This is a genomic window from Streptomyces sp. NPDC043853 (genome assembly GCF_056436025.1).
Map to the genome: position 1 here is coordinate 235,610 of NZ_JBWKDJ010000004.1, position 14,919 is coordinate 250,528.

11 protein-coding genes are annotated in these 14,919 nt (G+C 76.1%); 1 reads left to right on the plus strand and 10 read right to left on the minus strand.

Translation table 11 applies throughout. The features are described from left to right. Window positions 1–11: 11 nt before the first annotated feature. Together AC067U_RS13285 and AC067U_RS13290 are read right to left on the minus strand one after the other, a co-directional pair. Window positions 12–1,301, minus strand: coding sequence for an NAD(P)-binding domain-containing protein (locus AC067U_RS13285; RefSeq protein ID WP_478829775.1), 1,290 nt, complete (start codon window positions 1,299–1,301; stop codon window positions 12–14). 158 nt (window positions 1,302–1,459) lie between these two features. Further along, entirely contained in the window at window positions 1,460–2,950 is a 1,491-nt protein-coding gene (locus AC067U_RS13290; RefSeq protein WP_478829776.1) for a carboxylate--amine ligase, read from the minus strand. Window positions 2,951–3,099: 149 nt separating this feature from the next. Here AC067U_RS13290 and AC067U_RS13295 point away from each other — a divergent pair, with 149 nt between their 5' ends. Continuing rightward, window positions 3,100–4,383 (plus strand): glycoside hydrolase family 26 protein, encoded by a 1,284-nt coding sequence (locus tag AC067U_RS13295; protein ID WP_478829777.1) that lies wholly within the window; start codon window positions 3,100–3,102, stop codon window positions 4,381–4,383. Between the two features lie 83 nt (window positions 4,384–4,466). Here the strand turns inward: AC067U_RS13295 and AC067U_RS13300 are convergent, their stop codons facing one another. The 8 genes from AC067U_RS13300 to AC067U_RS13335 form a co-directional block, all read right to left on the minus strand. Then, window positions 4,467–5,609, minus strand: a complete 1,143-nt coding sequence (locus AC067U_RS13300) for a GNAT family N-acetyltransferase (protein ID WP_478829778.1) — start codon at window positions 5,607–5,609, stop codon at window positions 4,467–4,469. Continuing rightward, window positions 5,606–6,358, minus strand: a complete 753-nt coding sequence (locus tag AC067U_RS13305; RefSeq protein ID WP_478830105.1) for a YveK family protein — start codon at window positions 6,356–6,358, stop codon at window positions 5,606–5,608. The genes AC067U_RS13300 and AC067U_RS13305 overlap by 4 nt, the downstream gene beginning before the upstream one ends. 172 nt (window positions 6,359–6,530) lie before the next feature. Further along, window positions 6,531–7,700 carry a glycosyltransferase gene (locus tag AC067U_RS13310; RefSeq protein ID WP_478830106.1) on the minus strand — a complete coding sequence of 390 codons (1,170 nt, stop codon included), beginning with the start codon at window positions 7,698–7,700 and terminating at the stop codon, window positions 6,531–6,533. Between the two features lie 20 nt (window positions 7,701–7,720). Next, window positions 7,721–8,500, minus strand: coding sequence for a polysaccharide deacetylase family protein (locus AC067U_RS13315; RefSeq protein ID WP_478829779.1), 780 nt, complete (start codon window positions 8,498–8,500; stop codon window positions 7,721–7,723). Further along, the gene (gene murJ / locus AC067U_RS13320) at window positions 8,490–10,223 is read right to left on the minus strand and encodes a murein biosynthesis integral membrane protein MurJ (RefSeq protein WP_478830107.1); all 1,734 of its coding nucleotides are present in this window, start codon (window positions 10,221–10,223) and stop codon (window positions 8,490–8,492) included. The genes AC067U_RS13315 and murJ overlap by 11 nt, the downstream gene beginning before the upstream one ends. Window positions 10,224–10,609: 386 nt before the next feature. Further along, complete coding sequence (locus AC067U_RS13325) at window positions 10,610–12,079, minus strand: O-antigen ligase family protein (protein WP_478829780.1); 1,470 nt, start codon at window positions 12,077–12,079, stop codon at window positions 10,610–10,612. Then, the gene (locus AC067U_RS13330; protein WP_478829781.1) at window positions 12,076–13,608 is read right to left on the minus strand and encodes an exopolysaccharide biosynthesis polyprenyl glycosylphosphotransferase; all 1,533 of its coding nucleotides are present in this window, start codon (window positions 13,606–13,608) and stop codon (window positions 12,076–12,078) included. Before AC067U_RS13330 ends, AC067U_RS13325 begins: the two co-directional genes overlap by 4 nt. After that, window positions 13,605–14,819, minus strand: a complete 1,215-nt coding sequence (locus tag AC067U_RS13335; RefSeq protein ID WP_478829782.1) for a glycosyltransferase — start codon at window positions 14,817–14,819, stop codon at window positions 13,605–13,607. Before AC067U_RS13335 ends, AC067U_RS13330 begins: the two co-directional genes overlap by 4 nt. Between the last annotated feature and the right edge of the window lie 100 nt (window positions 14,820–14,919).

Genomic DNA, 14,919 nt, shown 5'->3' on the forward strand with positions numbered 1-14,919 from the left:
ACGGACCCCTCTCACCGCTGCACCGTCGACAGGTCGTCCAGGTCGTCCAGGTCGTCCTGGCCGTCCGCCGTCCGCCGCCACCCGGGCGGACCCGGCTGCGGGACCCGGGCGCCGAGACGCCGGCGGACTCCTGCTACCAGTTTCCCCGCAGTGAAGCCCGCGCCGTGCACAAATCGCATGGAAGGGCCGAACGAGGGAGCCGTCAGCAGCCCCGCGAAGAACAATCCGGGGTACGAGGACTCGAACCACGGGTTCAGTTCGGGCGTCCGGCCCTGCCCGACCGTACGCAGGCCCGCGCGCAGCCCGGCGTCCAGCGGGCCCAGCCGGGCCAGGTCCGGGGTGAAGCCGGTCGCCGCGATCACGTGCTCGGCATCGAGTACGACGGGCCCGCCGCCGGGGGCGGTGAGGTCCAGCCGGGTCCGCGTGCCCGCCGGTGCCGCCCGGCGCAGTTCGTGCCCCAGCAGGGCGGGGACCCGCCCCTCGAACCGCTCCCGCAGCCACCAGGCCCCGGCGGGGCCCAGCGCGGTGGCGGCGATCCGCTCCCGGGTCGCCGCCGGGAGCCGGCGCACCGCCCAGGGCAGCTCGGACCAGGCCCAGCTGCGCCAGCCGGTGCCGAGGCCGCTGTGCGGGGCGCGCAGGGCCCGCAGCGCAGGGCGGTCCAGCGGCTGCGGCACGGTGTTCCAGTTCAGCCGGTGCCTGCGGGCCACCAGGGTGGGCCGGGCGCCGGACTCGGCGAGCAGCACGGCGGTCTCCAGCGCGGCCTGCCCGGCGCCCAGCACGGCGACCTCCTGCCCGGCGAACCGGCCGAGGTCTCGGTGGCCGCTGCTGTGCGAGACGTGTCCGGGCGGCAGGCCGGCGAGCGGGCCCGGCAGGTTGACGAAGGGCATCACCCCGACGGCCAGGGCGACGGTACGGGCGAACAGGACCCCGCCGTCGGAGGTGCCGATCCGGAAGCCGGTGCCGTACGGGGCCACGGTGGTGACGGTGCGCTCCTCGACCTCCGGCCCGGCCTGCCGGGCGAACCACAGCCCGTACGCGCTGAACGTGCCGATCGGCAGCGGCCGGCCGTGCTCGGCGGCGATCCCCCGGGTGCGGCAGTACGCGGCGAGGGTGTGGCGGCCGGCGGGCGCGGACAGGTCGGACGACCAGGGCTCCGACTTGAGGTACATGCCCTCGGGCATGTGGTCGCGCCAGGAGGCCATCGGCCGGCCGAGCACCCGGACGTCCAGCCCGGCTCCGGCCGCGTGGGCGGCGATCGACAGTCCGTACGGCCCTGCGCCGATTACCAGGAGATCGTCCACGTGCGTCACCCTTCTCCCCTTCCGTGCGGACCTCCGGTTCACTTCGGCACGGCTGCGTATCCCTCGCGCGAGTGACCCCCTGACGTGTGAATCCGCCGGAAAGGCGGGACGGCCTCCCGGGGGGCGGGCACAGGCCGGGGGACCCAGGCCGGGTACGGCTAGCGGCGGGCGACGAGTCCGTCCGGTTCCGCGGCGGCCGGAGCGCCCGGGGAGGGCAGCTCCGGGAGGTCCGGGAGGTCCGGCAGGCCCCCGTCCCCCTCGCGCTGGCGGGGCGCCCTGATGACGGCGCGCGCCGTGCGGCGGCCGCGCGCAGGGACTCGCTCCAGCGCGTTCCGGAGCCCGTACGCCCCCTTCCGTACGCCGCGCCCCAGGAACGCGGCGGCCATCGCCAGGAAGGGCACGGGGTCGTCGGACGCGAACCAGGCGGTCTCGGTCCCGCGGCGTGGCAGACCGGTGTCGGGACCGGTGTCGGGACCAGTGGCCCGGTCGGGACCGGTGTCGGGACCGGCGCCGAGGTCCCGGCCCGGGGGGAGGCCGGGCAGCCGGGCGCCGCGCAGCGCCGCCAGCAGGGCGTAGTTCTCCACCACGAAGACCCGGCCCGGCCCGCCCGTCCGCTCCGTCCGCTCCGGCCGCCCCGCCCGCGCGCCCTCCCGACCCGGCCCATCCGGCCCGTCCAGCCCACCCTGCCCGGTCAGGTCCAGGTAGAGCGCCTGCACCACGTCCAGCCCGGAGGCCTCCGTGAACAGCCGGAACTGCGCGCCGGGCCGCGGGTTGAAGTCCACCAGCCGGAAGCGGCCCTGCTCGTCGCGCCGGAAGTCCAGGTCCAGGATGCCCTGGTAGCCCAGCCGTTCGGCGAGCCGCAGGCCCGCCTCCTCCACCGCCGGGTCGGGCAGCCAGCGCCCCACCGCCGTCAGCCCCGTGCGCACCGGCCAGGACAGCTCCTTGCGGCCCGACCCGGTGAGCAGCGGCCGGCCGCCCCGGGCGAAGCAGCCGTGGAAGAACCAGTCGGTGTCCGGGCCCGCCGGCAGGAACCGCTGGAGCAGCAGTCGGCTGCCCGCCTCGGCCGACTTCCCGTACAGCTCACGGGCCTGCCCCGCGGTGTGGACCAGGGTGGTGCTGCGCAGGCCGCCGCCGGGCGGCAGCAGCCAGGGCCGGCTCCACTTCGCCACGGCCGGCAGGCCCAGCCGCCACACCGCGTCCGTGACCTCCGCCGCGCTCCCCGGCACCACCGTCTCGGGGTGCGGAACGCCCAGGCGGTCGCAGAGCCCGGCCAGTTCGGCCTTGTCGGCGACCCGTTCGGGCAGTCCGTCGGGCTGGTGCGGGATCCGGAACCGCCCCTCCAGCCGGGCCGCCATCCGGGAGACCTCGATCGCGCTCAGGTCGTCCATGGCGACGAGCACCGCGGGCCGGCCGATCCGCTCGGAGACCCCGGTCAGGCAGTCGAGCAGGCCCTCGGGACCTGACGGACCGGCATGGACCGCGTGCAGGTACCGGGAACGGCACACCGGCCCGCCCCCGGCTTCCACGACCGCGTGGACCTCCACGCCACGGCGGCCCAGGGAGCGGACCGCGCCGAGCGTCCCGTGGTGGAAGGGGTTCCGGTCGAGCCGGAGCAGAACGGCGGGCACTTGAGGGGTGAACACGTGCATGGGAACGGGGTCTTTCACCTAGTCGGACCAAGCGGATGGCGTGCGCAGATGCGAATGGCCTACCAGCCGGGCATCGGACAGGCCATTCATCGGATGAGATGCCTAACGTCATGTGCAAGCACACCGATTCGGGAATCCCGGGAGACGCCATGCCCAGACCGCGCCGCAGAGTGGCCAGTGCCTGCATCGGCACCGTCACGGCAGGGCTGCTGCTCGCCGCCGGTGTCGCCTTCGCGGCACCGGAACAGGACGAGGAGCCCGGGGACACCGGCGTCGCGATGGGCGCGTACCTGGACTACGGCCCGGAGGGCGTGGCCCGCATCTCCCAGCTGTCGCGCTGGCTCGGCGGCCGGGAGATCCGGGTGGGCCACACCTACCTCCCCGGGGACCGGTGGTCGAACATCGCGGGCGCGCCGGACTTCCTGGAGGACTGGGCCGCGTGGCGCCGCGCCGACCCGGACCGGCTGTTCGTCCTCAACGTGCCCATGCAGGAGCGCAACGAGTCCCGGGTCCCGGACCACCAGGTGGCCCAGCTGATCCGGGCCGGCGCCCAGGGCTACTACGACCGCCACTTCAAGGCCCTCGCACAGCGGCTGGTGGACCTCGGCGTCCCGGACACGGTGGTCGTGCTGGGCTGGGAGATGAACGGCGTCACCTACACCCACCGGTGCGCGCCGGACCCGGAGAACTGGAAGCGGTACTGGCGCCGGATCGTCACCGCCATGCGGTCGGTGCCGGGGCAGGAGTTCCGCTTCGACTTCGCTCCCAGCCGCGGCACCGACGCGATCGGCTGGGACCGCTGCTACCCCGGGGACGACGTCGTCGACGTGATCGGGATGGACTCCTACGACCAGGCGCCCGGCCGCACCTTCGACGAGATGATCAGCCAGCCGTACGGGCTCCAGGACCATGTCGACTTCGCGAAAGCACACGGCAAGCGGATCTCGTACCCGGAATGGGGGCTGTTCCGCTACGGGGACAACCCGGAGTACATGCGGCGGATGCTGCAGTGGATCGACCAGCACAAGCCGCTGTACCACACCATCACGGACTACTGCCCGCACGGCGTGTGGCAGTGCTCGGCCAACCCCGAGTCCTCCAAGGTGTTCCGCGACGCGCTGACGCACATGCCGCGGCCCGTGCCGACGCCCGCGCAGCCCTCCCCGTCCCCGGTCGACCCGACGCCCGACGTACCCGAGCCGTCCCCGGTCGACCCGACCCCGGACGTGCCGAAGCCCTCCCCCGTCGACCCGACCCCCGTGGACCCGACCCCCGACGTGCCGAAGCCCGAGCCGAGCCCCGAGCCCACGTCCCCTCGCCCGCCGGTCAACGGCCGCGAGTGGTGCGTGCCGCTCAACTTCGGCGACTGGCTCGGCCAGTTGCTCGGCCAACAGTCCTTCTGCGTGAAGTTCGACTGGGACTGGCCGTTCTAGCAGCGGCCGTTCTGGCAGCAGCCGTTCTGGCAGCGGCCGTGCCGGCAGAGGCCCTTCCGGAACGGGCCGCGGGCACCGGACGGTCACCGGACCCGCAGCTCGTTCAGCCGGGCCCGCCAGTCCCGGGCGGCCGGCAGCGCCTCCCGGAGCGCCCCCACCGCCCGCTCGCGCCCCGTCACCTGCGACTCGTGCAGCCGCAGCAGGGGCGCGAGCGGCGCCGTGGCCAGCAGCAGACGCTGGTTCACCACCACCTCCGGCCGCCAGTGGTTCTTGTACGGCTCGGTCCCGCGCAGGAAGCTCACCACCTCCCGGCCGTCCGCCAGCGCCCGCTGCGCCTCGTGCCGCAGCAGCACCGAGGCCACGTCCACCTTCCTGGCCCGCAGTTCGGGATCGGCCCCGTACAGGTACCCGCCGCTCAGCCCCGCCGACAGCAGGGTCACGTTGGCCGCGACCACCTTCCCGTCCAGCCGGAACTCGGTCAGCCGGCCCTGCCCGGTGCGCACCATCCGCCGGGTGGCCCGGGTCAGGTGCTCGGCGAACCTCGGCTTGAGGTGCTCCGGGGTCACCCCGCGGCCGCGCCACTGCTTCTCGTGCAGCCGCAACAGGCTCCGCACCGCGCGCGGCACCTCGTGCTCGGTGACCTCGTGCTCCTCCAGGCCGGCCGCGTCGGCCTTGCGCAGCTTGGCGCGCACCCGTTGCGCCCCGGCCGTCGGCATCCGCTTGACCAGTTCGTCGAAGGGCAGCACCGGCAGCTCCATGCAGGCCGAGTCGGCCAGCCTGGTCCGCGGTCCCTGCCAGAGCCCGTACAGCCGCTCGGCCGCCGCGCCCGGCCGGACCTCGCGCAGGTCGACGACCGCGCCCCGGGCCGCCCGGTGCAGTCCCCGGGCGAGCGCGGGCAGCACCTCCCCGGCGTGGCGGGCGTCCACCAGGACGTCGGAGTAGTCGGTGATCCCGCCGCCCAGCGGGACCAGCAGGGGCATCGGCCGGTGTACGAGCATCAGCGGGGCGGCGCCGACCAGTTCGCCGTCGCGCCGCACCAGCACGATGCGCAGCCGTCCGTCCTTGCCGTACGACAGCCACCAGGAGTGCAGCCAGGCGTGGCTCTGGAACGGGGTGGCGCTGGGACAGGCCCGTAGGAGCCGGTTCCAGGGCTCCTCCAGCGCGGCGAACTGCCGGGGGTCGCGGCAGAGCGTCACCGTGAGGGCGCCGGTGGAACACCCGCTCATCGCGCCCGCTCCTTCTCCCGCACCGGTGCGGCCTGGGCGGCCTCGCCCTGGGCGGGCAGCGAGGCGTACGCCGCGGCGGGGGCGGCTCCGGCGGGTGCACCGGGCTCGGCCCGCCCCTCCGTACGGCGCCGCCCGCCCGGCCTGGCCAGCAGCCACAGCCCGCCGGCCAGTCCGCCCGCGCACAGCCCGACGGCCCCGCTGATCGCGGCGGACGGGGAGGCGGGTTCGGTCGGTGCCACGGCCTGGCTGAACAGCAGCAGCCGTACGCCGGTGTTCTTCGCGGCCTGATTGCTGCTCAGCGAGAGCGCGTCGGCGACCGCGTTGGCGATGTCGGCGGCCTTCCCCGGGCGGGGCGAGGTCCCGGTGATCGCGATCATCGGGGACTCGGGGGAGGTCTCGGCCCGCACCTGGGTCCGCAGCTTCCCGGCGTCGACCCCGGCCCTGCCCTGGGCCTGGGCGAGGGTGGCGGCGCCGGTCGCGATCCGGGCGTACGCCTGGGCGAACCCCAGGGCGGTGGCCGGGTCGGTGGTGTCGTCCGGCACCGCGACGATGTAGCTGGTGGCGGCGTACTCGGGGGTCTTGAGCACCCCGTACGCGCCGCCGACCGCCAGCCCCAGCAGGGCGCAGGCGGGCAGCGGCCACCAGGCCGGCGGAGCCGGCCGACTGCGCGCCCCGCCCTTCCGGCGCCCGGCCCTCGCCGGGGCGTCCGGCTGCGCCTTCTGCTGTTCGGAGGTCGAGGTATCGGCCATCTTCGTGCTCACTTCCTCGTGTGGTTGCCATGCTCTTGCCGGGAGGCAGGGGGAACTGCGGTCGTACGGCGCCGGGATCCCGGAGCGGGGGCTCCGGCCGGGCACGGGAGCGGTGGCTCCGGGTGGGGCCGGGCCGCGGCCGCACACCGGGGCGCCGGGGCCGCCGGGCCGCTCAGACCCGCGCCGGCACCCCCGGCGGGCGGGTCCGGGTCAGCGCCTGGGCGTAGACGCCGAGCAGTTGTTCCGCGCTGCGCGTGATGTCGTAGCGGCGCACCACCGGGGGCGGCGGGAGCCGGGTCGTGCCGGCCTCCATGTGCCCGCGCAGCGCCGCGACGAGTTCCTCGGTGCCGCTGCCGATGCGGCGGGCGCCGGGCGCCTGGGCGGCGGGCAGGTCGTCGATGGCCGGGCAGGTGACGTGCAGCACCGGAAGTCCGGCGGCCAGCGCCTCGACCACCGCCAGCCCGAACGCCTCCTCCTTCGAGGGGGACACGAACACGTCCATCGCGGACAGCAGCGCCGGAATGCCGGGCGTCCGCCCGTCCGCGCTGTCGCCCAGCGGATCCCGCTCGCCCAGCAGGTGGATGCGGTTCTGCGCCCCCAGGTCGGCGGCCAGCCGGCGCAGCGCGGAGCGCTCCGGCCCGTCGCCGGCCAGCAGCAGGTGCGCCCCGGGCAGCGCGGCCACCGCCCGGACCAGGACCTCGAACCGCTTGCCGGGCACCAGCCGGCCGACCCCGCCCACCACGAAAGCCCGTTCGGGCAGCCCCGTGCGGGCCCGGGTGGCCCGCCGCGCCGCCGGGTCGAAGCGGAACCGGACGGCCTCGATGCCATTGGGGACCACGTGCAGCCGGGCGGCGGGCACCCCCCACCCCTGCAGCCGGGCGGCCACCGTGTCGGAGACGGCGACGGTGGCCGTACCGAGGCGTTCGCTGGCCAGGTAGAGGGCCCGCACCCCGCCCGTCAGCGGGCGGCCCTCGATCTCGGCCTCGCCGAGCGAGTGCTCGGTGGCCACGGTGGCGCCCACCCCGGCGAGCCGGGCCGCCAGCCGGCCGTACACGCAGGCCCGGTAGAGGTGGGTGTGCACCAGGTCGTAGCCGCCGCGCCGGATGAACCGGACCAGCCGGGGCAGCGCCCCGAGGTCGCGGTTGCCACGCATGCCGAGGTGGACCACGCGGACGCCGTCGGCGCGCAGCCCGTCGGCAACGGGCCCCGGGTTGGTCAGGGTCAGGACCTCGCACCGCATCGGCAGGTGCCGGAGCAGCAGCCGCAACTGCTGCTCGGCGCCGCCGACGCCCAGTCCGGTGATGATGTGCAGCGCCTTGACGGAGCTCACCGAGCCCACCATGGCCGCCGTGCCCGGGGCCGTCACGGGAACACCGCCCGGCACAGCTCGCGCACCTGGTGCCGGAGCCGTTTGACCCGCAGCCGGCCGGGACCGTCGGCCTGGCTGACGTGGGTGCGCGGCATGGCGTACGGGCCGGACAGCCGGCCGGGGACGATGGCGCAGGCGTACTGGTACCCGGCCGCCCGCGCGGAGGCGAGCACCCGGCGGTCGACGTTGCCGTAGGGGTAGCAGAAGCCCTCCGGGAGCCGGCCCGTCAGCTCGCGCAGGAGCTCTCGGCTGCCGCGCAGTTCCTGCTGGAGCTCGTCGTCGGCGCAGGCGGTGAGGTGCCGGTGGAGCAGGCCGTGCGAGCCGATCTCCACTCCGGCCCCGGCCGCCGCGCGGATGCCCTCGGCGGACAGCAGGGATTTGCGCGGCCCCAGGGGGTCCCACACGTTGTCCACGCCGAGCCTGCCGGGCAGTACGAACAGGGTGGCGGTGCAGCCGTGCCGCTGGAGCAGCGGCAGCGCGTGGGTGCGGAAATCGGTGTAGCCGTCGTCGAAGGTGAGGCCGACGAGTCCGGCGCCGCGGCCGGCTGCGCGGGCCCGGCGCAGCTCCCCGACCGACACCCCGTGCAGGCCGCGCGAGCGCAGCCAGCGCAGCTGGGTGTCGAGGGCGCGGGGCGTGACGGTGATGCCGTACGGGTCCTCGGCGGGATCGGTGAACTCGGCGACGGAGTGGTACATGAGGACCCAGGGCGCGGCGGTGCGCCGCCCGGGCCGGTCCGGTGCGGCGGGGGGAGCCGTGTCGGTGTCAGCGAACATGGCGGAACCTCGAGGTGAGCTGGGCGATCTGGGCGGGCAGGGCGGTCACTTCGAGCGCCCTTATGGCCATGCCGGTGGCGGCGAACATGGCCGGGATCAGGAGGCAGCCGAGGGCGGCGCTGAGCAGCGGGTCGGGGATCATCGGCCCGGCCAGCCAGCCGGTGGCGCAGGCCGCCGCGGCGGCGACGGAGAGCCGGCCCAGGCTGATGGCGACCCGGCGGACCTGGATGGCGATGATCCGGGAGCCGAGGCCGGTGAGGAGCATCGCGGCGGTGGTGGAGATGCCGGCGGCGTTGGCGGCGGCGATGCCGTACGTGCCCCACCAGTCGGCGGCGAAGGCGCCCGCGACGATGTTGACGAGCAGTCCGGCGGCCATGGCCAGGGCCGGGAACCAGGTGGGTCGGGCGGCGGAGAAGAACGGCCGGGACAGGGCGCCGACCAGGCAGTGGCCGAGCAGGCCGATGCCGTAGACCCGCATCACGGCGGCGGTGGCGAGGGTGTCCTCGCGGGTGAACGCGCCGCGCTCGAACAGGACCTGGATGATCTGCGGGGCGTAGCCGATCACCAGGGCGGTGCCCATGAGGACGGCGAGGGAGGCGAGCGCGAGGTCCTGCTCGACCCGCCGCCGGGCCTTCTCGCGTTCGCCGCCGGCCATGGCCTGGGCCACCACGGGGAAGGTGACGGTGCAGATCATCAAGGAGAGCACCATCGGCATCTGCGCGACCTTCTGCGCGTAGTTGAGGTGCGAGATGGCGCCGGGCGGCAGGGAGGCGGCGAGGAACCGCTCGACCAGGACCTGGGACTGCCGGAACACGGCGAAGAAGATGACCGGGGCGATCATCCCGAAGGCGATCAGGGTGGGCCGGTCCCGGTCGCGCCGGTCCCGGCCCGCGCCCCGCGGCCGCGGGAGCCCGAAGCCGACGTGCCGGAGGAACGCGGGCAGTTGCACGAGCACCATCAGCAGTCCGCCGCAGGCCACTCCGAGGGCGGCGGCGCGCACCCCCCACACCTGGTGCAGGGCGAGCATGGTGCCGATGATGCCGATGTTGTACGAGACGTAGATCGCGGCCGGGGGCAGGAAGGAGCGGTGTGCGCGCAGGGCTGCGCTGAAGTAACCGGCCACGCCGAAGGTCAGCACGGTCAGGGCGGTCAGCCGGGTGCACTGCACGGCCAGCCCGGGGTCGGGCAGCCCGGGGGCGAGCACCCCGACGACGAGGGGCGCGGCGAACACGAGCAGGGTGGCGACCGCGGCGAGGAACACCAGCAGCCGCGGCAGGGTGGCCCCGACCAGCAGTCGCACCGGGTCCTGAGCGCGGGCCTCCCGGCGGCTGAGCCCGGCCCGGGCGGCGGACCGGCGGGTGAGGGCGTGGCTGAAGGCGGGCACCATCAGCAGGGCCATGGCGTCCTCGATGAGCAGCGTGGACGCCATCTCGGGGACGGTCCAGGCGATCAGGAAGGCGTCACTGTCGTGCCCGGCGCCGAACAGGTGGGCGATGGTCTGGTCGCGGACCAGCCCGAACACCGCTCCGGCGGCGGTCAGTCCGGCGGTGACGGCGGCGGCCTTGGCGAGGAACCGCCCCAGTGGCAGCCCGCCTTGGGGTGGGGTGGCCGGCGCCTCCGGGCCCGGCTCGCCCCCGGCACCCCCGATACCCCCGGCACCAATGCCGTTGCTTTTGGGGTTGCCCCCGGCACCGTCGGGCACGCCCTCGGCGGGCCCCGCCACGCACAGCCGGGATTCCCCCGGCGCCCGGTCCGCGCGCAGGACGGACGTCCGCGCCCGGCCGGCCGTCAGCACGGGCGGACCCGCGTCCCACGGCGCGGTCGCGGCGGGATCCGGCCCGGAGGCGGCCGAATGCCCCTGAGCCGACGCGGTCCCCCCGAGGGACGGGACCGGCGGGACCGGAGAGGCGCCCGGCAGGGCGCCGGCCCGCGGCCGCCTGGCGGCCGTCGGCGGTGTTCCGTCCGCCCGGGCCCCGGCGAGGGCGGACGGAACGGCCGCGGTGGGAGCGCCCTCCGGCGGGGCGGCCGGCTCCGGCGGAGCCTGCGGACGGCCCGCAGCCGCGGCGAGTCCGTTCGCCGCGGCTGCGGGCCGCCAGGGCGTGGTATCCGTCACCGGCCGGCCGCACCCTCGCGCGCGACGGCGCCCGGCCCGGCTGAGCCGGGACCGGCGACCCCAGGACCGGTGACCCCGGGACCGGTGACCCCAGAACCGGCCGGCTCCGGGCCCGGGCCGGTGGCCCACCACGCCGCCAGACCGACGATCACGCCGGTCAGCACCGTGGACGGGCCGCCGATGTCGGCGTACAGGAAGTCGGTGGTCTGCCAGACGATGAGCCCCACCGCGATCAGTCCGCAGTCCCGGGCCGCCCGGGGCGCGGCGCCGCGGACGAGGACCTTGCGGATCCCGGCCACCAGCAGCGCCGCCCAGCCGCCCGCCAGCGCCACCAGGCCCACCAGCCCCTGCTCGCTCAGGACCAGCAGGTACATGTTGTGCGGGGACAGCAGCGGCTGCCGGAGGTACCCGCGGCCGGCGCCGGCGGTGTCGCTGCCCGAGGACAGGCCCAGCGAGGAGTGCCCGTCCCGGTGCGCCGGGAAGCCCTTGAGCCCCACTCCGGTGGCCGGCCGCTCCCGCCACATCGAGGAGGCCGCCGCCCACATCGTGTACCGGTCCGTCACCGACTGGTCGGGAGCGCTGGAGACCTCGGTGATCGAGGCGAGCCGCTCGGCCATCATCTCGGAGCCCACCCCGAAGCCGCCGACCAGGACGACCCCGGCCGCGGTCAGCGCCACCAGCACCTTCAGCGCCCGCCGGACGCCCGCCAGCAGCATGACCGCCAGCGCCGCGACGACCGTCGCGATCCACGCGCCCCGGCTGAAGGACAGCACCAGCGGCACCACCAGCAGCAGCGCCGCGACCGCGGCGGCCCGCCGGGCCCGCCGGCCGCTGCCCGGCGCGAGGGCCACCGCCGTCGCGGCGATCAGCCCGTACGCCACCACCGTGGCCATGCCCATCACGTCGCCGGGCCCGAAGGTGCCCACGGCGCGGATGTCCTCGCCCTGGTACGAGGCCCCGGTCCCGGTCGCGTACTGGACCACGCCCACCGCGCCCTGCACCAGCGCCAGCACGACGAAGCACCCGGCGGCCAGCCGGAACTGCCGCGGGTCCCGCACCAGCAGCACGACCGCGCCCGGCACCAGCACGAACACCTGGAGGTACCGCACGAAGCCGGGCAGTGCGGCGTACGGGTCCCCGGCGGTGGCCGTGGCCACCGCCAGACCGACCGTGGGCACGGCCAGCACCAGCGCGCCGAGCGGGCTCAGCCGGGCCGTCTCCCCGCGCAGCGCCCGCACCGCACAGACCGCCACCAGCAGCAGCGAGGCCGCATCGGCCGGGGTGACCTTGCCGGAGGCGGTGACGTCACCGGCGGGGAGCGGGACGACGAGCAGCAGGACGGTGGCCGCGAGCGGCAGCAGCGGCCAGTCCCGGCGCACCACGTCGCGGAGACCGGGGCGGGGCCGCGCCGGGCGCGTGGCCGGCGGGCCGGTCGGTGCCGCGGGCGCGGCGAGGACCGTGCTCAACTTCCCCCCAGCCGGAAACGGAAGGCCGAGGCGGCGGTGCGGACCAGGATCCACAGGTCCTGCCAGAGCGACCAGGTGTCGATGTAGTGGTTGTCGAAGCGGGCCCGGTCCTCGATGGAGGTGTCCCCGCGCAGCCCGTTGATCTGCGCCAGCCCGGTGATGCCGACCGGCATCCGGTGCCGGGCCTCGTAGCCGGGGTGCAGGGAGGAGAACTTCGCGACGAAGAAGGGCCGTTCGGGGCGCGGGCCGACCAGGCTCATGTCACCCCGGACCACGTTCCACAGCTGCGGCAGCTCGTCCAGGGAGGACTTCCGCAGGAAGGAGCCGACCGCGCTCATCCGGTGGTCGTTCGCGACCGTCCAGCGGGTCGCCGACTCGTGCTCGTTCGCCGGGCGCAGGGTGCGGAACTTCAGCAGCGTGAACGGGCGTCCGTAGAGGCCGACCCGCTCCTGACGGAAGATCACCCCGGGGCCGTCGGACAGCCGTACGGCCAGCGCGCACAGGCCCATCACCGGTGCGGCCGCGAGCAGGGCGAGGGCCGCGAGGGCGGTGTCGACGGCCCGCTTCAGCGACCGCTCCACCGGGCGGGCCGGCCGGGGCAGCAGCGGCTGCACGGCGTAGCCCCACAGCTGGTCGGCGGGGTGCGCCAGCCGCATGCCGGTGATCTTGGCGGTGCCGGCCGGGTCGGCCAGCCAGAGCCGGCAGCCGTGGTCGTGGAACAGCCGGACCAGCGAGGCGGTGCGCTCGTCGGCCTCCGGCGGGCGGGTGAACACCGCGTCCCGCACCGTGTTCTGGATCACCGCGCGCCGGACGTCCTCGTGGGTGGCGAGCAACGGCAGCTGCCCGCCGGTTTCCCCGCCGGGCAGGGCCGCCGTCCCGGTGTCCGCGAGCCCGACCGGGCGCAGTCCGTACTCCGGGCGACCGTGCAGGGCGGCGGCCACCGCGCCCGCCCCGCTGCCGGGGCCGACGACCAGCGCGGACCGCGGCCGTCGGACGGCCGTACGGCGCCGCAGCAGGTGGACCGCGCCCCGCCCGGCGCAGGCCAGCAGGGTGTGCAGGCAGACGGCGGTGAGGAGGGCGCCCCAGCCGAGGGCGGCGTCCGGGTCGGCCGCCGCCGCGGCGGCCGCGACGGCGCACCACAGGACGGCCGTCCGCCCGGCCAGCGCGGGCAGTTCGAACAGCGCGGAGGGCGCGAGCCGCGGCCGGTACAGCCCGGCCTGCGCGGTCAGCGCGACGGCCGGTACGGCCAGCACGGCGCCGAGCGGCACGGCCGCCCCGGCGGGCAGGCCGGCCCCGGTTCCGGCCCCGGCGGTGAGGACCGTGGTCAGTACGGTGGCCAGCGCGTCGGCGGTGAGCAGTGGGGCGGTGCCGCCGTGCCGGCGGATCCGCTGCGGCCGGACGGCGGGACGGGCCTGGTCGGCCCGGGGACCGCGCGGCGGGTGGATGGGGAGCACCGAACGGCGGACCGCGGGGGCGGGCCGGTTGCCGCCGCGCCCCGGGTGCGGTGCGTGTGCGCTGTCCATCGTCATCGGCTGTTGCGCTCCTGGTTCATGGGCTTGGGGTCGTCCTCCCGGCTCCGCCGGAGGGCGGGCCTGCCCAGCAGTTCCTGGTACAGCCCGGTGACCTCGTCCGTGGTCCGCCGGACGTCGAACTCGGTCCGGGCGTGCTGCTGCGCCTGCCGTCCCAGCTCGTCGAGCAGGCGCGGTTCGGCGAGCAGTCCGCTCAGGGCCTCGGCCAGGGCGGCCGGCTGCTCGGGCGGTACCAGGCAGAGCCGTCCCTGGCCGGGCGGCAGGCTCTCCCGGGCCCCGCTGACGTCGGAGACCAGGACCGGCCGGCCGCAGGCCATGGCTTCCAGCGGAGCGAGCGCCATGCCTTCCCAGCGCGACGGCAGTACAACGAGATCGGCGGCCCGAAGCCACGGTCGGATGTCGGCGGCCGCGCCCGCGAAGATCACCTCGGGCGGTGCGGTCCTGCGCAGCCGTTCGACGTCGGGGCCGTCGCCGACCAGGGCGAGCCGGGCGCCGGGGACCGCGGCCCGGACCTGCGGCCAGGCACGGAGCAGCACGTCCTGCCCCTTCTGCTGGCAGACCCGGCCGACGCAGACGGCCAGCGGGCCTCCGTTCCGGAAGGCGGCGGGCAGCGGCAGCCCGGCGCGGGCCTCTTCCCTGTCGCGTTCGGGGTCGGTCCCGCCGGGGCGGAAGTGGTCCAGGTCCACCCCGTTGCGCACGACGGACCAGCGGGCGGCGATCCCGGCGGACTCCCCGGCGCGCCGTTCGGCCTCGCTGACGCAGAGCACCCGGTCGGCCCAACGGGCCGCGAACCGCTCCCATCTGAGGGCGAGTGCGGCCGTGGTGCCGCCGACCGCATCGAAGGACCAGGCGTGCGGCTGGAAGACGGTGGGCAGGGTGCCGCGCACGGCGAGCCGTCCGGCGAGTCCGGCCTTGGCGCTGTGCGCGTGCACCAGGTCCGGGCGGACCCGGCGGATCAGCCGGGCGGCGGTGGCCGCCTCCAGGGCCAGCCCGGGGCCCGGGGCGCGTACGGCCCGCCAGGGGAGCACCTCGGCTCCGGCGGCCCGGGCGTCCTCGGCGAGGCGGCCGGGGCGGGGGCAGGCGACGACCGTGCGCAGACCTGCGGAGGTCTGGGCGCGGACGAGGTCGGTGACGACCCGGGCGACGCCGCCCTCCACGGGCTGGACGAGATGGAAGACGGTCGGGTGGTCCGGCACATGATCTGACGACACGGCGAAGAGGCCCTCCGTGGTCCCCGTGCGTTTTCAGGGGTGTGGGATCAGGGATGCGTGATCGGGGATGCGTGATCGGGGGTGCGTGATCGGGGGTAGG